Raw genomic sequence first — 20,541 nt, forward strand, 5'->3', positions numbered from 1 at the left:
GGGGGTGATCCCTAAGCATCATCACCACCACGCATACGTCGAGGGTCTTTCCCGCATACGCGGGGGTGATCCCTAATCTTCCTTGCTGGTTTGTGGCGGCTGGCAGTCTTTCCCGCATACGCGGGGGTGATCCTGAAAAAGTACGTTGCAATGGCTATAGGCGTACGTCTTTCCCGCATACGCGGGGGTGATCCTAAAATGAGTCAAGTTTATGCAAGAGAAAGAAAGTCTTTCCCGCATACGCGGGGGTGATCCCGTATTCGCACCTATGTGTTTTTGCCATAAGGTGTCTTTCCCGCATACGCGGGGGTGATCCTACGGCGACGGTTGCGATTCCCGACGCACTTGCGTCTTTCCCGCATACGCGTGGGCGCGACGACCTGCCTGAGCGCTTAAAGCGTAGCGCGCGAAGGCAATTTGGAGCGCTGAGCTTGCTTAGGTTGAAAGCACGGTGTGCTTTCAACGCAAGCGAGGGCTGCCTTCGTCTCGATTGACGAAGGCAGCAAGATTATACGCATGGCGGGTGGTGATTTACTTCGGTGTATCGCGTGATAAAGTGGAAAAGCCGTGACGCAAGGGCGAGTTATCCTTTTTGTCCTCTTGGCGAAGACGCGCCACTGCGCTTTATATCTTTCCTGCATACGCGGGGGTGATCCTGGCAGTAAACATCACGCAGAAAGACAAAACGAGTCTTTCCCGCATACGCGGGGGTGATCCCTGCGGGTTTGTTACTTCTGACCCTATCAGACTGTCTTTCCCGCATACGCGGGGGTGATCCCAGTCATCCGTGGTTAGTTTCGGCTTAAATTTAGTCTTTCCCGCATACGCGGGGGTGATCCCGCAATAAAGCAAAATCCGATAACAAAAAGTCTGTCTTTCCCGCATACGCGGGGGTGATCCTGCGACTTGGAGTGTTATTCAGCTGGATTATGCGTCTTTCCCGCATACGCGTGGGCGCGACGACCTGCCTGAGCGCTTAAAGCGTAGCGCGCGAAGACAATTTGGAGCGCTGAGCTTGCTCAGGGTTGAAAGCACGGTGTGCTTTCAACGCAAGCGAAGGCTGCCTTCGTCTCGATTGACGAAGGCAGCAAGCTTGTAAGCGGGGGTAATCCTATGGTGGAGCTAGGGGGATTCGAACTTATGTCTTACCGCATACGTGGTTGCGATTCGTATCCGTGCCCCCGGTGAGACTCAAACTTATTCATCTGGTGAATGAACTTTACGTGGGACCCCTAAATCGTCTGCTATGTCGTCGTAGTTATCGCCACATTCATAAGGGTCTAATAAATTGTAAGCTTCGATTAGCAGCTCTTTAGGTGCACTCTTGTGTAGCCACGCGTCTACTAAATAAATATCAATTGCGATCGATGGTTCGCCTGCTCGAATAGCACTATTGGCTTCTTCTTCGGAAACCTTATCCATGTATGGCTTAGCATAAGGTCGAAGTTTATCAACCATGTCATAACAAATTTTCATCGTTTCTATCATCGTGTCCATTAGCTTTTTATTTCCTTCGTGTATCTATCTTATTGTGTGCAGTAAGATGCGTTTTCTATGCTTCTTTTCTATGCTTCTTCTACTTATCTATTTTGATTATGATAAAGTTACTTTTTATGTATTTTAATTAATTGATATTAGTATCACCTGATATACTTTTTGCGGAAGCTGGGGCTCCTCTTACCCTTAATCTCTTGCTAATAGAGTTGGTTTGAGGGAATGACCAGATTTCGCTTATGTTGACAGCGTGTGATTACATAGTCATAGATGTGAAATGTTTAGCAATTTTGAACCCCGGCTTCGGCTGGGGTTCATTGCGTATAAGGCAAAATGCGAATGATATTGAGAAATAATATCGTTTCAATATTTTAGGGGAGGCCAAGAAGTGCATAATCATAACGGTGTAATCAAAAGTAGCGATATAGATTCACAGTTACGTAGCGCGAACGCAACTACGCACAGCGCAAACTCCAACAACGCCAACGCAGCTTCTCAAGCGGCAGCAATTCACGCAAGTCACGCCCATCAGCATCGTCTCCTCCTTACTCTTTCTCTTACTTCAATCGTATTTTTTGCCGAAGTAATCGGCTCTTTCCTCACGAATTCTCTGTCGCTTCTTATTGACGCCGGCCACATGCTTACGGATATTTCCGTTCTTGCAGCCTCAACGGTTACGGCAATTCTTATGCGCCGCCGCCCAAGCAGCAAGCGTACGTGGGGCTGGGCTCGCCTTGAGGTTATTACTGCCGCTGCTGGTGCGCTTATTTTGCTAATTGTTGGTGTATATGCTCTTGTTGAAGCTGGTATGCGTCTTTTTGGAAGTGGTCACCAAGGCATTCACGATGTCAATCAGCTGCTTTTCTTCGGCATCCTCGGTCTTGCTGCAAATCTCGCTTCTCTTGTAATTCTTATGTCTCAATCGCAAGACAACATGAATATGCGTGCAGCTTTCCTTGAGGTTATGAACGATGCTTTAGGCTCTGTGGCTGTTGTAATTTCGGCAATCGTTATGATGAGCACTGGTTGGGCTGGATTTGATGCTCTTGCCGGCGCAATTATTGCTATTCTTATGATTCCGCGCGCGCTAAAGTTACTTAAGAATGCTGTTAAGGTTCTTCTTGAACAAACTCCGGAAGGACTTGATTTAGATAAGGTTCGCGAGCACTTAGAGCATGTGCCTCACGTGCTTGCAGTTCACGATTTGCACGCTAGCACTGTTTCTACTGGTATGCCAATTTTTATGGCGCATGTGGTTGTGGAACCAAACATGACGATGGCTCAGTGTGCTCAGGTGCTTTCGCAACTTCAGGATTGTTTGCGTGAGCATTTCCCGGTTTCTGTCTCTCACACCACTTTCCAGTTGGAGCCTGAAGGTTATACGACTTCCAGCGCTTCGGAACATCACGAATAATGGCTTGGCGCATTTAGTAGTTGCTATTTAGTTGTTATTTAATTGCGATTTACCTGCCATTTAACTGGTACTTAGTTGCTACTTAACTGTGTTGTGTTCATTTTTTGAAGTAAGGTGTAGATATGCCGTTAAAAGAACTGATTAATAATCCTCACAGCGAGCGCGTGCGTAGGCTTGTGACTCTTGGTCGTGGAAAGTCGCGTGATTGTGAGCGTTTTCTTGTTGAAGGTCCGCAAAGTGTGCGTGAGGCTGTTCGTTATGCGTCGTATGCAATAAGCGATATTTACGTTACTCAAGAGGCTTGCGTACATAATGAAGATGAAAATAATCAATCTTCCTCGCTGCAAGAGATAGTACAGGAAGCATTATCTCGTTCTTTATATGTTCATCCTGTTGAATCTAGTATTATGCAAAAAATAAGCTCTGATTCGCAAGGAATTGCGGCTGTTTTGAATGCGCAATCTTTAGATGAGACTTACGTAGGTGAGTTTCAGAATTTGCGAGAATCTGCGCTAGTAGAAAATGCAGATAAACCGCTTTTGATTGCGGCTTGCTGGCAAGTGAGAGATCCTGGTAACGCTGGTGCGATTATTCGCGTTGCAGACGTTGCGGGCTGTGATGCCGTTGTTTTTGTTGACGATTGTGTAAGTCGTTGGAACGCTAAACTTGTGCGCTCTACTGCTGGATCGCTATTCCATCTTCCTGTAGTACAAATGAGTGTTCAAGATTGGTTTAGCTATGCTAAAAAGGCGAATGTTCATGTTATTGCGGCGGATATTTATGGAACGGATCAGCGTAAGCCGGTACCTTTCCCAAATATTCTTGCAAATACTGATCTTGCGAGCGCGTCTGTTGCTATATTATTCGGCAATGAAGCGCGTGGTCTTCCTCAAGAAATATTGCGTCAAGCCGACAATATCTCAATAATCCCAATCTATGGAAAAGCAGAATCAATGAACCTCGCGACGAGCGCAGCAGTAATGCTTATGGGCTTGGCTATGTCGAGTCGTGCGCGAAAAATATAGCTTTGGGCAGTATTTTAACAGTGTATAAAGCATACGAAACGTGCGTAATACGCGTAATACAGATAGGAAGGGTGCTGTGACCGATAATAAGCCATTCGACGTGAAGGCGGTAGCTCAAGTAGTCAAAGAAGGCATTGCTTGTGCTGCTGCGGCTCAAACCATGGACGAACTAAAAGCAGTGAAGTCTAAGTATGCTGGCGCGCAGTCGGTGATGACTGTTGCAAGCAAAGCTATTGGTTCACTGCCAGCGGATCAAAAAAAGGAAGTCGGCAAGGTAATGTCGGCGTTACGCGCTGATTTTGGCCGCGCTTTTGCTGAGGCTACAGAACGCGTAAAGTCTGCTGAAGAAGCGCGTATGCTCTCTGCTGAAACCGTTGATATGACGCTTCCTGTAAACCGCAAGCCACTTGGTGCGCGTCATCCAATTGCGCGTATTATTGAGGATTTTGAAGACTTCTTTGTTTCCATGGGCTGGCAAATTTCCGCTGGTCCGGAAGTGGAAACTGAATGGTTTGATTTTGATGCTTTGAACTTTGGTCCGGATCATCCTGCTCGTCAAATGCAGGATACTTTCTATGTGCAAGGCAATCAGGCAAAGGATGCCGCAGGTTTTGTTGGCTCAAACATGGTTTTGCGCACTCAAACTTCTTCTGATCAAGTTCGCGCGTTAATTGAGCGTGGTGTTCCTCTGTATATTGCTTCTCCTGGGCGCGTTTTCCGCACCGATGAGCTTGATGCTACGCATACGCCAGTGTTCCATCAGTGCGAAGCTTTGGCTGTAGACAAGCACTTAACTATGGCTGATTTGAAGGGTGTTCTTGATCGTTTGGCTGTTGCCATGTTTGGTCCTGAAGCCAAAAGCCGTTTGCGTCCAAGCTACTTCCCGTTTACTGAGCCGAGTGCTGAGCTTGACTTGTGGTTCCCAGATAAAAAGGGTGGTCCAGGCTGGATTGAATGGGGTGGCTGTGGTATGGTCAACCCGAATGTTTTGAAGTCTGCTGGATTGGATCCGCAAGTGTACACTGGCTTCGCGTTTGGCGTTGGCTTGGAGCGCACTTTGTTGCTTCGTCACGATATTAACGATATGCACGATTTGGTTGAAGGCGATAAGCGCTTCAGTGAACAGTTTGTAATGGGGGAGTAAAAGCTCATGCCAATGGTAGATATTGACTGGCTCAAAGATCATGTTGAAGTGCCAGAAGGTTTGACTTACGAACAACTTGCTAAGGATTTGGTACGCGTAGGTTTGGAAGAAGAAGAGATTCATACTTCTCAAGTTACCGGTCCGATTGTAGTCGGCTATGTAGTCGATGCGACTCCTGAGCCGCAGAAGAATGGTAAAACTATTAACTGGTGTCATGTTGACGTTGGTGAACAATACAACGATGTTGACGAGAACGGTAAGAAAGTTCCTCGTGGCATTATTTGCGGCGCTCCTAATATGGCTGCCGGCGAAAAGGTTGTGGTAACGCTTCCTGGTGCTGTTCTTCCTGGTGATTTTAAGATTGAGCCTCGTAAAACTTATGGACACGTTTCTAATGGCATGTGCGCTTCTGAACGCGAGCTTGGCTTAGGAGATAGTCATAACGGCATCATTTTGCTGCGTGAATATGGTTTCTCTAAAGCTGAGTATGATGCGTTGAAGCCTGGCGACGATGCTATGGAATTGTTGCATCTGAATAAACCAATTTTGGAGATTAATATTACTCCTGACCGCGGTTACGCTTTTTCGTATCGTGGTGTTGCTCGCGAATATCACCATTCGACTGGTGCTGCTTACACCGATCCAGTGGTAGCGTTACGTGAACAAGCTGATCGTATTGCGGATACTTCCAATGAGAAAGCCTGCGATATTGAGGTGAGCGTTGAAGATACGAACCCAATTCACTCTGTGATTGGCTGTGATCGTTATTACGCTCGTGCGATTCATGGTTTTAATCCTCAAGCAACGACTCCTCACTGGATGCAGCGTCGTTTGATGCGTGCCGGTATGCGTAGTATTTCGTTAGCTGTTGACGTTACTAATTATGTCATGCTCGATTTGGGTCAGCCTTTGCACGCTTACGACTTAGATAAAATTGAGGGGCCGATTGTGGTTCGTCGTGCGCGTTCTGGCGAGCATCTTACAACATTAGATGGTAAAGATCGTGAACTTCACGTAGAGGATTTGGTTATTTCTGATTCTCCTCGTGGCAATCGTGGTTCTCGCGTGCTTGGCTTGGCTGGTGTTATGGGCGGCATGTATGGCGAGGTGACGAGCGAAACCAAGAATATTTTGCTTGAAGCGGCTCATTTTGATCCCGTTTCTATTGCTCGTACTGCGCGTCGTCATAAGATTCCTTCCGAAGCCTCCCGTCGTTTTGAGCGCGGTGTTGATACGGATTTGCAGCCTGCTGCAGCTCAGATGGCATCAAATCTTTTGGCGCAATTTGGCGATGCTCATCCGTCTTCAAGCCCTAAGGATTTGAATAATACGCAGTCTCGCAACGTTATTGTGTTTAAGGCTGATGAGGTTAAGCGTGTTGCTGGTCTCGATGTCGATTTGAACCGCATTAGCGATATTCTCACCGATATTGGCTGCTCTGTTGCTGGCGGTGGCAACGGTTCCTTCTCAGTGCTTCCTCCAACGTGGCGTCCGGATTTGAATGATCCTTGCGATTTGGTAGAAGAAATTGCTCGTTTAATTGGTTACGATGAGATTCCTGTTAAAGTTCCAGCAGTTCCTGTTACAGGTCGTACTGGTTTAACCGCTGAGCAGGCTACGCGTCGTGCAATTGCGTACGAGTTGGCTGAATCTGGTCTAGTAGAAACGTTAAGTTACCCGTTTGTTGGTGAGGAAGATATTAAAGCGTTCCGTCAAGACGTTGATGAAACTGCCAAGGTGAGTGTTCGTATTGCTAATCCTTTGGCTGGCGATCGTCCATGGCTTCGTCGTTGTGTACTTATGACGCTTGCTGGTACTGTTCGTCGTAATCTTCGTCGTGGTTTAAGTGACATTGCTTTGTATGAGCTTGGTCACGTATACTTCAGCGATCCTAACGCTCCTGCAATTCCTGCTTTGCCTGGCTCTCAGCGTCCTTCTAACGCGGAGCTTGCTGCACTCGATGCCGGCCTGCCGGATCAGCCGTTGCATGTTGCCGCTTTGCTTACTGGCCATGCTGAAGATACTGGCTGGCTCGGTACGCATCGCGACGTGGATTGGAGTGATGCTGTAGAAGCTCTTCAACGTGTTGGCAAGCGTATAGGTGTTCATTTTGTTCTCAAACAGTTTGATGCTGACAACGCTCCTGCAGCTTGGCATCCAGGTCGCAGCGCTGAGGTTTGTGTTGCTGCTGAAGACGGCTCTTGCGTGTCTCTTGGTGTTGTTGGCGAGTTGCATCCACACGTTTGCGATGCTTTGGATTTGCCGAAACATTCTGCCGCGTTTGAACTCGATTTGACCGCCTTGTTTGCGAATATGTCGATGAAGCCGGTTCAAGCAAAGCCGATTTCCACATTCCCTCCAGTTAAGCAAGATTTTGCGTTCACTGCTCCTGTTTCCTTGACGGCTAAGACTTTGCAGGATGCCATTGTGAAGGCTGCTGGCGATTTGTTCGAATCTATTGAGCTGTTTGACGTATATGAGGGTGAGCAGCTTGGTGACGGTTTGCGTTCTCTCGCTTATTCGGTAACGTTCCGCGCTGCAGATAGAACGCTTTCTGGTGAGGAAATGGATGCTGTTCGTGCGGCAATTACTAAGTCGGCAGCGAGCTTGCACGCCACGTTGCGTGTGTAAACTAACGCGAAATGATACTAGTAATGCGGTAAGCGACTGACATTATGTTATGCGACTGCGCAGTTCTTGAGAAGTTCTGTGTGGTCGCATTTTTTATTGTGATATATAATTTTGTAATAAATTGCATAGAAAATTTGTATATTGCATAGATATTTATGTGCTTATGCGTATATATTAGATTGAGCGTGTTATATGAAAGGTTTTTTTAATCATTATGGTTAATCCAAAAAAGGATACAGAAAATACCGACAACCATGAGGTTTCGGTAAAACAGCAACGTCCGACTACTAAGGCGGCTCGATTAAATGCTATCGAACAGGCTTTGCTAAGTGAGGTTATTACTTCGCAATCTCAACTTTCAAGCGTGCTAGCTCGCAATGGCTTCAAAGTTACGCAGGCTACGTTAAGTCGCGATTTGGACGAGATTAACGCAGTAAAGATTCGTTTAACCGACGGTAGGATTGCGTATGTGCTAAGTGATGGCACAGGCAATCGTCATGCTATGGATACAGTGCGTGTTGATCAGCAGGTTGCGCGTACTCTGTCTGGCCTTGTTACTGAAGTCGGTCATGCGAACAATATTGTGGTTATTCACACTCCTTCGGGTGCGGCACAGTACGTTGCTAGTGTTATCGATCGTCAGCCTCTACGAGGAATTTTGGGGTCCGTTGCTGGTGACGATACGGTTATTATGGTTTGTGTTTCTAACGAGGAAGCTGAAAATCGTGCAGCGTGGATGCTTACTGTAGCTTCTCGCTGATAACTGTTGTTGAGATTTGTGAGTGGAACTTTGCGTAAGCGTTATAGTGCGCTGTGAGCAAAGTATTGTGTATGTGAAGCGCACGGTGCGTCGATTGTGCCGTGCGCTTTTCTTTTTTCTTTTTTCTTTTTTCTTTTTCTTGGCCTTACCTTTTTCTAAAAGTAATTTCACTTATTCTCTCATAGTGCGAAATATTTGTGTGTGAAATAGCCTGAAATAAAGGGTTAGTTTCCGTAATATATTGTATAAGTATTTCACTATTGTTTTATGTTATTCTTTCTATATTTCTTCGTAAGAAAATAAATTTAACTATTTTTGCCATATCTGTTGATTTTATCGCCCCTGTATAATATGCTCTGTATTGTTTATTTATACACGATATGGCCAGGAGGTCAATATGAGCAGCAACAAGCGCATTGTATTAGCATATTCAGGTGGTTTAGATACTTCCGTTGCTATTCCTTACTTAAAAGAACAAACAGGACAGGACGTTGTAGCCGTATCGTTAAACGTAGGTCAAGGTGGGGAAGCATTAGAAGCAATTAAAAAGCGCGCTTTAGCTTGCGGTGCCGTCGAATCTTACGTTGTTGACGCGCGAGATGAGTTTGCAGATAACTACTGCATGCCTGCATTAAAAGCCAACGCCATGTATGAAGACGTATATCCACTAGTCTCTGCGTTGTCACGTCCTCTAATTACTCGTCATTTGGTTCACGCAGCCCACGAATTTGACGCAGATACTATTGCTCACGGTTGCACAGGCAAAGGTAACGATCAGGTTCGTTTTGAAGTGGCTATTCGCTCCCTTGATCCTTCATTAAAAGCAATAAGCCCTATTCGTGACTTGTCACTTACTCGCGACGTAGAAATCGCTTTCGCTAACGAACACAATCTTCCTATCGAACAAAGTAAGAAAAGCCCATATTCTATCGACCAAAACGTGTGGGGTCGCGCTATCGAAACAGGCTTCCTCGAGGATCCTTGGAATGCTCCTACCGAAGAATGTTATTCATATACAAAGAATCCTTTGGACGCTCACGATCCTGACGAAGTAACTATCACGTTTGAAAAAGGTGTGCCAGTTGCCATAGATGGTCATGACGTAACTCCATTGCAAGCAATCGAAGAAATGAACGCCAGAGCTGGAGCACAAGGCATTGGTCGAATTGATATTATTGAAGATCGTCTTGTCGGCATTAAGTCACGTGAATTGTACGAAGTTCCAGGTGCTCAAGCTCTGATTACTGCGCATCAAGAGTTAGAAAACTGCTGTTTGGAACGTGAACAGCACAGGCTAAAGCGTGCGCTTGATAAAAAGTGGGCGGAGTTCGTGTACGATGGCCAATGGTATTCTCCAGTAGTGCGCTCGCTCAACGCATTCATCAACGAAACGCAAGAGCACGTTTCTGGCGATATTCGCATGACTTTGTACGCAGGGAAGGCAGTTGTTACTGGTCGTCGATCTGAAGAATCGCTATACGATTTTAATTTAGCTACGTACGATTCTTCTGATACTTTCGACCAGCGCGCGTCCAACGGCTTTATCGAAATTTACGGATTGTCAAGTAAAGTTGCTGCAGCTCGTGACATGCGCGTTGCCAACAACAACTAATACGAGGTAATAACGATTATGCACGATGCAACAACTCACGCTTATCAACCTACTGATCCTCAACATACAGTAAATCAACCAATAGCATTGTGGGGAGGCAGGTTCAGTTCCGGACCTTCAGCAGCGCTTGCGGCGTTAAGTAAATCAACACAGTTTGATTGGCGTTTAGCAGATGACGATATTGCGGGGTCGCGCGCTCATGCGCACGCGTTGTATCGTGCAGGTCTTCTTAGTGAAAAAGAGTATGCTCAGTTATCGCTTGCGTTAGACGAATTGCAGAAACGCGTAGATGACGGAACTTTTGCGCCGATTGAAGAAGATGAGGACGAAGCAACAGCATTAGAACGCGGATTGCTTGAAATTGCAGGAAACGAGTTGGGCGGCAAACTTCGTGCAGGTCGTTCTAGAAATGACCAGATTGCTGCACTTATTCGCATGTTTTTACGTCGCCATGCGCGCCTTATTGCAAAATTACTGCTTTGTGTGTGCGATGCTCTGCTCAAGCAGTCACGAGATGCAAAAGATGCGGTGATGCCAGGGCGAACTCACATGCAGCATGCCCAGCCTATTCTGTTAGCGCATCAATTGATGGCACACGTGTGGCCACTATTACGCGATATTAAGCGACTGCAAGATTGGGATGTGAGAGCTGGTGAAAGTCCATACGGTGCAGGGGCATTAGCTGGCAATACGCTTGGCCTTGATCCGGATGCTGTAGCCCAAGAACTTGGTTTCACTAAAGTTTGCGCCAACTCAATTGACGCTACTGCAAGTAGAGACGTTGTTGCTGAGTTTTCGTTCATAGCGGCAATGATTGGCGTTGACATTTCTCGTCTTAGTGAAGAAATTATTATTTGGAATACCCAGGAATTTGCCTTCGTGCGCTTAGATGATGCGTATTCCACTGGATCTTCTATTATGCCGCAGAAAAAGAATCCGGATATTGCTGAGCTGGCTCGCGGTAAAGCGGGTCGACTCATAGGCGATTTAACTGGCTTAATGGCAACGTTAAAAGGTTTACCTACTGCGTACGCTCGCGATTTGCAGGAAGATAAAGAAGCCGTTTTTGATCAGATCGATACTTTAGAAGTCTTACTACCAGCTTTCGCCGGCATGGTTGAGACTATGCAATTTGATACGAAGCGTTTGCGAGAACAGGCAGCTACTGGTTTTGCGCTCGCCACCGATATTGCAGAATGGTTGGTGAAGCAGGGGGTTCCTTTCCGTAACGCGCATACTTTGTCGGGATTGTGCGTAAAACGAGCTGAGGAGATTGGCGGAGATCTTGCGGACTTAAGCGATGAAGATTTTGCGTCGATTATGGATGGTTACGTAGAGGCAAACAATATTGCCAATCTTCGATCCGTACTCTCCAGCGACGGTTCTGTGTCAGCCCGTTGCGGACGCGGCGGCACGGCACCGGTTCGAGTGCTCGAACAAATTGAAGAAGCAACCTGTATAATGGCGGAATATCAACGTTTTGCTGAGTCTGTTAGCGATGGTACTTCTTATCATTCTCCTCTCAACTAATGTACCCCACATATGCGTTTGACGAAGAAGCTTAAATTTTTTGCTCTGCTAGCTGTGCGTGTCTGCCTGTACTGCAAAAATTGAAAGGCTTGTGGACGCACATGGCGCCCGATATTTATCGGTACTTTTAATAAGGAGATACGAATGGCTCAGGTCAGGAATTACAAGGAAGCCGGATTTGCTTCTTTGTTTGAAGAGCTTAAGTGGCGTGGATTGATTTCGCAATCTACTGATGAGAAACAGCTTGCTCAAGCACTTGACGGGGAACCATTAACGTATTATTGCGGCTACGATCCTACGGCTGCATCTTTGCACATCGGCAATCTTGTACAGCTTATTAACATGCGTCATTTGCAGGCTGCAGGTCATCATCCTATTGCTTTAGTTGGTGGCGCTACCGGTTTGATTGGTGATCCTCGTCAAAGTGGTGAGCGCACGCTTAACTCTAAAGATATTGTGGCAGCGTGGGCTGAGCGTTTGCGTAGGCAGATTGGCAGAATTTTGCCGCTTGAAGGTGAAAATCCTGTTCGTTTTGTTAGCAATTATGACTGGGTTTCTAAGATGTCTGCTATCGACTTCTTGCGCGACGTCGGTAAAAACTTCCGTGTTGGCACAATGCTTGCCAAGGATATCGTGGCTCGTAGGTTGAATTCTGACGAAGGTATTTCTTTCGCAGAGTTCAGTTACCAAGTTTTGCAAGGTAACGATTTCTTATACTTGTTTGATAATTACAATGTTACTTTGCAACTTGGTGGTTCGGATCAGTGGGGTAATCTTACTTCCGGCATGGATTTGATACGTAAAGTGCGTGGCGCTTCTGTAAACGTATTTACAAGCCCTATTATTACGGATAATCAGGGTCGTAAGTTCGGCAAGTCAGAAGGTAACGCAATGTGGCTTGATCCTTCCATGCTTAGCCCGTATCGCTTCTACCAGTTCTGGTTTAATCAGCCAGATGATGAAGTGGTTAAGTTGCTTAAGGTGTTCACATTCTTACCAAAGGATGAGATTGAACGTTTAGCTCAGCAGATTCAGGAGGATCCTGGAAGCCGTGAAGCTCAGCGCGTGCTCGCTTGGGAAGTTACCAGTTTCGTTCATGGCGAAGATGTTACTAACCAAGCGATTGAGGCTTCTTCTGCACTCTTTGGTCGAGGTGAACTTCAGAATATTGATGAGCAGACACTTGAGGCTGCATTGGATGGAGTTAAGGTTAAGACAGAAGATGGCAGCCTAGACTTTGCTAAGTCTTGTGCTGGTGATCGTGTGGTTGAGGCTGCAGTTGCTGCTGGCCTGTTCCGCACTGTTTCCGAGGCTCGTCGCGCTATTGAAGCTGGCGGTTTGTATTTGAACAATGAGCGCGTTGAAGGGGTAGATGCTGTGCTTGACGATAACTCGTTCCTGCATGGCCGTTTTGCTTTGCTTCGTCGCGGTAAGAAAGCTATTGGTGCTGTTGAGCGCGCATAAGACGCGTTTATGATTTTACAGAATGTGTCTGCTGCAATATTTTTCTGCAGCAGGCACATGTGAATTTTATGAAATAATAACAATGCGATTTCGCATATGAATGAGAGGTATGCCAGCATGGGCGAAGAACGCGAACACTCGCGCAGTGGTAGGAAGTCGTTTGGTGAGCGTGGCGGATTTGGTCATCGAAATGGTGGTAAAAGCGGCGAGCGCCGCGGCGGTTTCCACAAGGATGGTTTCCACAAGGGTGGTTTTAAGAAGGGTGGCTTCCATCGTCACGATGATGAGCGCGGCGATGGTTTCCGTTCTGCTGTAAATCGTGATGGTGAGCGTCGTTTCGATCGACGTGATGATCGTCGTGATAATCGTCATGACGGTTTTAAGAAGGGCGGTTTCCGTAATAATGGAAACGGTGGTTTCCGCGATGATCGCCGTGATCGTGATAACCGCTATGATAGTGAGCGTCATTTTGACCGTAATCGTCGTTTCGACGACCGTCGCGATGATCGCCGTTCACGCAATGCTGAACATAATGGTGAAGAAAGCGGTAATCCTCGTTATAAGAAGTTTGATGGTGAGCGTCGTTTCGATCGTCGCGATAACCGTCAAGACAACCGCCATAACGATCGCCGTGGTGGAGATTTTCGTAAGGACTTCCGCAACTCTTCTAAGGGCGGGTTCCGTGAGGATCGTCACGACAATCGCCGCGATGGCGAGCGCCGCTTTGACGACCGTCGCAACAATCGTAACGAAAATTCTGAAAGTAATTATCGCAATAATACTAACGGAAACTTCCATTTCGACCGTGGTCCGCGTCGCAATTCCGACGGCACTGTTTCCTATCCATCTCAGAATCCTTATACCGCTCGCCGCCCAGGTGAGCCTAAGATGCCAAAGGGTTTGGAATGGGCTATGCTTTCTAAGGAAGATCGCGAACGTTTACGCGGCCTATCTAAAGAGCATGCAGAAAACATTGGTTTGCATATTCTCGCAGCCTACGCTTTAGAAGAAGAAAATCCTGAACTCGCCTTAGAGCACGCAAAGTGGGCTGCTAAGCAGGCTTCTCGCATTGATTTTTCTCGAGAAACGTTAGCTTTTGTGTCGTATCGACAGGGTGATTACAAGCTTGCTGCAAAAGAGTTCCGCACTGCGATGCGAATGAATGGTTATCTCGATTATTTGCCGTTTATTGCTGATTGCGAACGCGGACTTGGAAACTTGGATAAGGCTTTGGAAATCTGCATGTCAGATGAAGCAAAGTCTTTGAAGGGCGAAGTTAAGGCTGAAATGTTCCTGGTTTATGCGGGTGTTTTGGCAGATACCAAACATGTTGATAAGGCTATCGATTTAGTTCATGCTATGGGACGTTCCAAGGGTCTTCCTGGTGAATATCGTATGCGTGCAGTGCAGGCTGAGCAATACTTCCTGGAGGAAGCTGGACGCAATGACGAAGCAATCGAGCTTGAAACGCTGCTTGATAGACTCGAACAGCAGTATGCCGATATTGATGATGAAGATATAGATCCTGATGATATCGTTATCGACTACGATTTGGAACATTTGAATGATGCCATGATGGATGAGATTGGCATGAGTGACGATGATGCTCAGTATGCTCCTGAAACTGATGATGCTGAAGAAGCGTCGTTTGAGGAACACGACGATAGCGACGATTCTGAAGAATCAGAGGAAGCTGATAAGTCTGAAGAATCTGAAGAATCCGATTCTTCGCAAGACAATGAAAAAGCTGCATCTGAAGACGCTGACAATACTGACACTATCGAAATGAGTGCCGTTCAGTCTCAAGAAGCATAACCCATAATTTATCATCTAAAACTTGCGCCCGGCTGCTGTAGAGTATGCCGGGCACTTGTTACTTGTGCCAGCACTTACAAAAGTGGCTGCGCAATAAATTAGTTCGTAAACAATTGTGTGAGGTCAGTAACTATGCAGTCTCATTCGAGAACGAATTTTTCATCGAGTACACGTCCCTTAAGTGATGCTTTTCGTTTAGCTTTGCTCGATTTAGATGGCGTGGTGTACCGCGGAGGTAACCCTGTCGAACATGCCGCAGATGCGATCACAAACGCGCAACAACACGGCATGGCTATTGAATACACCACCAATAATTCTTCTCGATTCCAAGCAACCGTCGCGGATCAGTTAAAAAGTTTCGGTCTTACTATAGAGCCATGGCAGATTATCACTTCTTCAGTGGTTGCGGCGCGTATGGTAGCTCGCCATGTTGAGCGTGGCTCCCGCGTATTGGTACTTGGCGCTAAACATTTGCGTGATGAAGTTCAACGAGCTGGTCTTAAACCGGTAGATTCGTGTGAAGATAATCCACAAGCCGTAATTCAAGGTTGGTATCCGCGTATGACATGGCAGGAAATGGCGGAAGTTGCGTTCGCTGTAGAGCATGGCGCGCAGTATTTTGTTACCAATCGTGATTTGACGATTCCGCGAGAACTTGGCATTGCTCCTGGTTGCGGTTCTATGATTCAAGCTGTTATCAATGCAACTGGCGTGCAACCGATTGCTTCTGCAGGAAAACCAGAGTCGGCGATGTATGATGAAGCGCGATTCCTAGTTGCTGCGAATATCGAGCATAACGAAGAAGATTTTTCAGACAATACCGAACAGGACGAGTATGGTAATCCTGTTATAAGTATTTCACGCTCGCTCGCAGTGGGAGACCGTTTGGATACAGATATTGAGGCTGGCACTCGAGGAGGCTATGAGTCTTTGCTTGTGCTTACGGGCGTTACTGATCCGCGTATGCTTATGCTTGCACCACAACATTTGCGTCCAAGTTTTGTGTCGAAAGATTTGCGAGGATTAAACGAAGCTCACGAAACTCCACAATTATGCGATACTGATACGTTTACCTGCGGTAAGGCAACAGCGCGTTGTTGTGATAATAAAACTATTGAAGTGAACGATACCAGCGATATCAATGCTTTGCGAGCAGCATGTGCGTTGGCGTGGAATCTTCAAGACCGTGGTGAAACACTGGAATCATACATGCTGCCGGAGTTTTCTCTATGAATATTCGCGAAGATTTAGTTGCGACTAATGCTGCCGATTTAACTCAACGGTTAGATTGTGCTCTCGTAAGTCGCGGTTTGACTGGAAGCAGAACCACCGCTCAGCGCTTAATACGTGCAGGAGCAGTAAGCGTTAACAACAGTAAAATTACTAAATCTTCGCTACTAGTAAAAAACTCAGATACAATAAGCGTCTCGCAATCACCAATCTCAGATTCATGTCTTCGCTACGTTTCTCGCGGAGCACTTAAGCTGGAAGGTGCCTTTGAAGCGTTTGCTGCCGACGGTTTAACGACTTGTGAAACGACTCAAGCACTCGATATTGGTGCTTCAACCGGCGGTTTTTGCGATGTACTGTTACAACGAGGCGTGCAATCAGTTATTGCTTTAGATGTTGGCCATGGTCAACTGCACCCGAGTATTGCAAAAAATCCTCGCGTTATTGAAATGAGCGGAGTTAATATTCGAGACGTTTATAAAGAAGATTTGCCTTATCGACCAAACCTTATTGTTTCGGACGTTTCTTTTATCTCTCTCACTTTAGTTATTCCCGTAATCGCGCGAATTGCGCAACCTAAAGCAGATGTTGTGCTACTCGTAAAGCCGCAGTTTGAAGTGGGCAAAGGTAATCTCGGCAAAGGTGGTATAGTAACCGACAAAAATCTGAGATTGCAAGCTTTATCAACCGTAAAAGATTGCGCTCAGCATAATGGTTTGTGCGTTGTTTCCACATGCCAATCTCCTATAGAAGGCACACACGGCAATGTTGAATACTTGCTGTACGCGCGTGTTTTGTAATTGACATAAGCTTGTAGATCCTCGCAGCACGCGTGAGCAATATGTCACGAAGCAATTACAATAGTGTGTGTTATGTTGTGACAGTACGAAGGGTCTGTTAATGCCGGAACGTTTAGTAAGTTGTGCTGCTCCTGGGAGTCGCCGCGCACTAGTAGTGACACATGCGAGACTTGATAGTCGCAGTACGGTAGTAAATCAGGTCACTACTCAGCTGCGTGATGCTGGTTTTCAAGTCGATGTGTTCCATAGTGCTGCGGTGTCTGATTTTGCGCAACATACTGCTCAGCTCGTTGACGAGCATACTGAAATTGTTGTGGTACTTGGTGGGGACGGTACCATGCTTCAAGCTGCTGAACTGGTTCATTGTGCACCTGTGCCAATTATTGGCATAAATCTTGGTCACGTCGGATTTTTAGCAGAGTTTGAAAGTTTCCAAATTGATGAGGCTATTCGCAGGATTGCGCAGAAGGACTATTTTTTGGAGCATAGAATGGAGGCTCACGTTGACGTGTGGCTTCCAGGGGAAAGTGAACCGTTAAGCGATTGGGCGCTTAATGATATTACGCTTGATCGAGCTGATCGCGGCCGCATGGTGGAGCTTTCTATCCGCGTTGACGACGTGGAAATGTCCTCGTTTGGTTGCGATGGAGTTATTGTTTCGACGCCTACTGGTTCCACGGCTTACGCATTTTCTGCTGGAGGCTCTATTATGTGGCCGAACGTGGAGGCATTGCAATTAGTGCCGTTAGCTGCGCATGCCCTGTTTGCTAGGCCGCTGATTATCGGTTCTGGCTCTACTTTTACGATTGATATCCTTGAAGATTCTTCTTCGGGAGGTTGGATTTGCTGCGATGGGCGTAGACAGCGCGCGCTTCCACAAGGTTCACGCATACAAGTTCGACAATCTAAAGACGAATTGTTATTAGCGCGACTTTCCGGAGCACCTTTTACTAGACGTTTAGTTACCAAATTTGACTTACCGGTTGTCAGCTGGCGTGAACATAACAGCACCGTGGCAACGGACGAAAATAATCAAAAATAAACGAAATAATCAAAAATAAAATAAAAAATACGTATAAATAAGCAAGTATAAATAAGCAAGTAGGAAACAAGTAAAAGTAACGACAACGAACAGGCAGTAGCAAAAGAGGTGTAACGTGCTGGAAGAATTAGAAATACGCAATCTCGGTCCAATTTCTCACGCACTTATTACGCCATGCGCAGCAATGACTGCAATTACTGGCGAAACAGGCGCGGGTAAATCCATGCTCTTAAGCGCAATTAAACTTATTTCTGGCGCAAAAGCAGAAGTCGCGCGAGTGTCGCCAAAAGCGCAAGAAGCGTGGGTTCAAGGCGTATTTAGCGTAGAAAAATCGTGTGAAGTTGCGAATATCATACGCGAAGCCGGAATTGAGCTAGAAACTTCAGAAAATGACGACAGCAAGCAAGATATGTACGTTGCTAGAACAGTTCCGCAGTCAGGGCGCTCTAGAGCTACGCTTTCTGGTTACGGAGCTCCAAAAACTTTGTTGGAAACAGTATGCTCGCATATTATAACTATTCACGGCCAAAGCGACCAGTTACGTATAGCAACATCTGCAAAGCAGCGCGAACTGCTCGATACTGTGGCGCGCAATAGCAACCTACGTTACGAATACGATCAGGCTTATAAAAATTGGAAGGATGCTCAACATACTCTTGACCGTCTTGAAAATCAGGCTGCGTCTTCCCGCCAACGTGCGGATTATCTTCAAGAATCAATAACTCGCATCCGCTCAGTAGATCCGCAGCCTAACGAAGACGAGACGCTGAAAACGAAACGAAATCGTATAGAAAATGCGGCACATATTATTCGCGCAGTGAGTACGGCACTTGCCGCTCTTGACGCCAGCCAAATTGACTACGAGTCCTCAGTTGAATCTGCTGATGCTTGCATGCTTATAGACAAGGCTGCACAAGCGCTACGGACACTACATGTTGATGACGACTGTGATACTCTCGCTCATCAGCTCGACGATGTGCACGCTCAGCTTAGCGATATTGTTATGCAGCTTGCTCGCATGTTAGACGTCGACGGCAGTGATGAGGATTTAGACGCGTTAAATTCGCGTATTCATGATCTTACTGAACTCACTCGCCGCTGGGGTCCTACACTTGATGACGTTTTAGACTGGGCTGAAAAAGCGCAGTTTGAGCTTGAGGATTTGGACGATTCTCCAGAAGCTATAGAACGTGCTCGCGCCGCTTGCAACAAGCACTATCGTGAGGCTCTCACCCTTGCTAAGGAATTATCTAAAACGCGTGCGCAAGCAGCTGAAAAGCTTAGCAGTGAAGTGACGGCGGAGTTAAAATCCTTGGCTATGTCTGGAGCGCAGCTCAACGTACGCGTAAATCCTCGAAACGAAGATGCGCAGGATTCGGATGTGCTTGATTCTCACGGAATCGATGATGTTGAGTTTTTGTTCCGACCTTTTCCTGCATCCGACGATTTGCCAATAGGGAAGAGCGCTTCCGGAGGTGAATTGAGCCGACTTATGCTTGCCATGGAGCTTGTTGTTGCTCAACTCAGCGGCAATGACGAATCGATGATGACGTTTATTTTTGATGAAGTTGATGCTGGTGTCGGCGGTGTAGCTGCTGTAGAACTTGGCAAACGTTTGGCTCAACTTGCTCAACACGCTCAAGTTATTGTAGTAACACATTTGGCTCAGGTTGCTTCTTTTGCTAATGCTCAGTTTGCTGTGCAAAAAACTGTAACGGCATCTTCTGACGATGCTCAGTCGCAATATGCTGACACTACGGTTACAAAACTTGAAGGTGTGGCGCGTGAGCAGGAGATTGCTCGTATGCTTGCTGGTAGTGAATCGCAAACTTCACTGAAGCATGCTCGCGAATTGTTGGCAACAAGCAGGAAAATGGTCGATAATGTTGAAAAATAGTTCTATGATTCGTGCAGCAATTTTTGATTTTGACGGAACTCTTATTGATTCGCTTGGAGTTTGGGATGATATTGACAAGCGTAGTTTTGCTAAGCGGGGTATGAACGTCCCAGATATTTTCGCCGATACTACAGCGATGATGAATCCTCGCCAAATTGCGGATTATGTTATTAAAAATTATTGTTTTACGGATTCTCCGGAAGATTTGATGCAAGAATGGTCAGATATGGCGTTTGACGAGTATGCTAATCATCTTCCTCTTCTAAAGGGAGCGTACGATTACGTTCAATACTTGCGTTCTAAAAAAATAACGTTGCTTCTGATTACTACTCTTTCTAAACGTTTATGTGTGCCTGCTTTAGAAAGATTTGGTTTATTAGATTGCTTTGATTTTCTTCAATTTGGGGAAGATTTATCCGAAGCTGGAAAGAATAGTCCTAAAACTTATCTCGACATCGCAAATAATCTTAAAATTAATCCTGAAGATTGCGCAGTATTTGAGGATTCGCCTACCGCTTTACGTTCAGCTCAGTTAGCGGGAATGCAAACGTATGGAGTGGTGGATGATATTCACGCTGAAATTGCTGCGGATTCTCCGTTTAGTAAATGCGTTGCGGTGTTTTCAGATTTCGCAGACGCGCCAAAGATTGCTACTTCGACAGCGAAGTAATGTATTGGCTGCT

General features: G+C 46.3%; 15 protein-coding genes and 1 CRISPR repeat array (1 of these 16 running past the window's edge). Of the genes, 14 read left to right on the forward strand and 1 reads right to left on the reverse strand.

The window, feature by feature from the left end; translation table 11 throughout:
• Positions 1–378: direct repeats of the CRISPR family, unit length 28 nt; unit sequence GTCTTTCCCGCATACGCGGGGGTGATCC (it extends 139 nt beyond the left edge of the window).
• A gap of 819 nt (positions 379–1,197) precedes the next feature.
• Positions 1,198–1,485 carry a hypothetical protein gene (locus tag AXE77_RS06600; RefSeq protein ID WP_165846037.1) on the reverse strand — a complete coding sequence of 96 codons (288 nt, stop codon included), beginning with the start codon at positions 1,483–1,485 and terminating at the stop codon, positions 1,198–1,200.
• A 433-nt stretch (positions 1,486–1,918) separates the two neighbouring features.
• Between AXE77_RS06600 and AXE77_RS00685 the strand changes: the two genes are divergently transcribed.
• The 14 genes from AXE77_RS00685 to AXE77_RS00750 all read left to right on the forward strand — a co-directional run bounded on the left by AXE77_RS00685 (position 1,919) and on the right by AXE77_RS00750 (position 20,528).
• The gene (locus tag AXE77_RS00685) at positions 1,919–2,908 is read left to right on the forward strand and encodes a cation diffusion facilitator family transporter (RefSeq protein WP_116712033.1); all 990 of its coding nucleotides are present in this window, start codon (positions 1,919–1,921) and stop codon (positions 2,906–2,908) included.
• 122 nt (positions 2,909–3,030) lie between these two features.
• Positions 3,031–3,933, forward strand: coding sequence for a TrmH family RNA methyltransferase (locus AXE77_RS00690; protein WP_116711660.1), 903 nt, complete (start codon positions 3,031–3,033; stop codon positions 3,931–3,933).
• A gap of 76 nt (positions 3,934–4,009) precedes the next feature.
• Positions 4,010–5,077: a phenylalanine--tRNA ligase subunit alpha gene (gene pheS, locus AXE77_RS00695; RefSeq protein ID WP_165846014.1), complete on the forward strand. Its 1,068-nt coding sequence runs from the start codon at positions 4,010–4,012 to the stop codon at positions 5,075–5,077.
• Positions 5,078–5,083: 6 nt separating this feature from the next.
• Positions 5,084–7,708: a phenylalanine--tRNA ligase subunit beta gene (gene pheT / locus AXE77_RS00700; RefSeq protein ID WP_116711662.1), complete on the forward strand. Its 2,625-nt coding sequence runs from the start codon at positions 5,084–5,086 to the stop codon at positions 7,706–7,708.
• Between the two features lie 214 nt (positions 7,709–7,922).
• Positions 7,923–8,468 (forward strand): arginine repressor, encoded by a 546-nt coding sequence (locus tag AXE77_RS00705; protein ID WP_116711663.1) that lies wholly within the window; start codon positions 7,923–7,925, stop codon positions 8,466–8,468.
• Between the two features lie 397 nt (positions 8,469–8,865).
• Entirely contained in the window at positions 8,866–10,080 is a 1,215-nt protein-coding gene (locus AXE77_RS00710) for an argininosuccinate synthase (protein ID WP_116711664.1), read from the forward strand.
• Between the two features lie 18 nt (positions 10,081–10,098).
• Complete coding sequence (gene argH / locus AXE77_RS00715) at positions 10,099–11,610, forward strand: argininosuccinate lyase (protein WP_116711665.1); 1,512 nt, start codon at positions 10,099–10,101, stop codon at positions 11,608–11,610.
• A gap of 144 nt (positions 11,611–11,754) precedes the next feature.
• Positions 11,755–13,074 carry a tyrosine--tRNA ligase gene (gene tyrS / locus AXE77_RS00720; protein WP_116711666.1) on the forward strand — a complete coding sequence of 440 codons (1,320 nt, stop codon included), beginning with the start codon at positions 11,755–11,757 and terminating at the stop codon, positions 13,072–13,074.
• A 117-nt stretch (positions 13,075–13,191) separates the two neighbouring features.
• A complete protein-coding gene (locus AXE77_RS00725) occupies positions 13,192–14,889 on the forward strand; it encodes a tetratricopeptide repeat protein (RefSeq protein WP_116711667.1) in 1,698 nt (565 codons plus the stop codon).
• Between the two features lie 132 nt (positions 14,890–15,021).
• Positions 15,022–16,122 carry an HAD-IIA family hydrolase gene (locus AXE77_RS00730; protein ID WP_116711668.1) on the forward strand — a complete coding sequence of 367 codons (1,101 nt, stop codon included), beginning with the start codon at positions 15,022–15,024 and terminating at the stop codon, positions 16,120–16,122.
• Complete coding sequence (locus tag AXE77_RS00735) at positions 16,119–16,919, forward strand: TlyA family RNA methyltransferase (protein WP_116711669.1); 801 nt, start codon at positions 16,119–16,121, stop codon at positions 16,917–16,919. Before AXE77_RS00730 ends, AXE77_RS00735 begins: the two co-directional genes overlap by 4 nt.
• Positions 16,920–17,019: 100 nt before the next feature.
• Positions 17,020–17,961: an NAD kinase gene (locus AXE77_RS00740; protein ID WP_116711670.1), complete on the forward strand. Its 942-nt coding sequence runs from the start codon at positions 17,020–17,022 to the stop codon at positions 17,959–17,961.
• Between the two features lie 115 nt (positions 17,962–18,076).
• Positions 18,077–19,858, forward strand: a complete 1,782-nt coding sequence (recN, locus tag AXE77_RS00745) for a DNA repair protein RecN (protein ID WP_116711671.1) — start codon at positions 18,077–18,079, stop codon at positions 19,856–19,858.
• On the forward strand, positions 19,845–20,528 hold the full coding sequence (locus AXE77_RS00750; RefSeq protein ID WP_116711672.1) for an HAD family hydrolase: 684 nt from the start codon (positions 19,845–19,847) through the stop codon (positions 20,526–20,528). Before recN ends, AXE77_RS00750 begins: the two co-directional genes overlap by 14 nt.
• The last annotated feature ends 13 nt before the right edge of the window (positions 20,529–20,541 follow it).

Origin of the sequence: Gardnerella massiliensis (assembly GCF_003408845.1) — a bacterium.
GTDB lineage: Bacteria > Actinomycetota > Actinomycetes > Actinomycetales > Bifidobacteriaceae > Bifidobacterium > Bifidobacterium vaginale_H.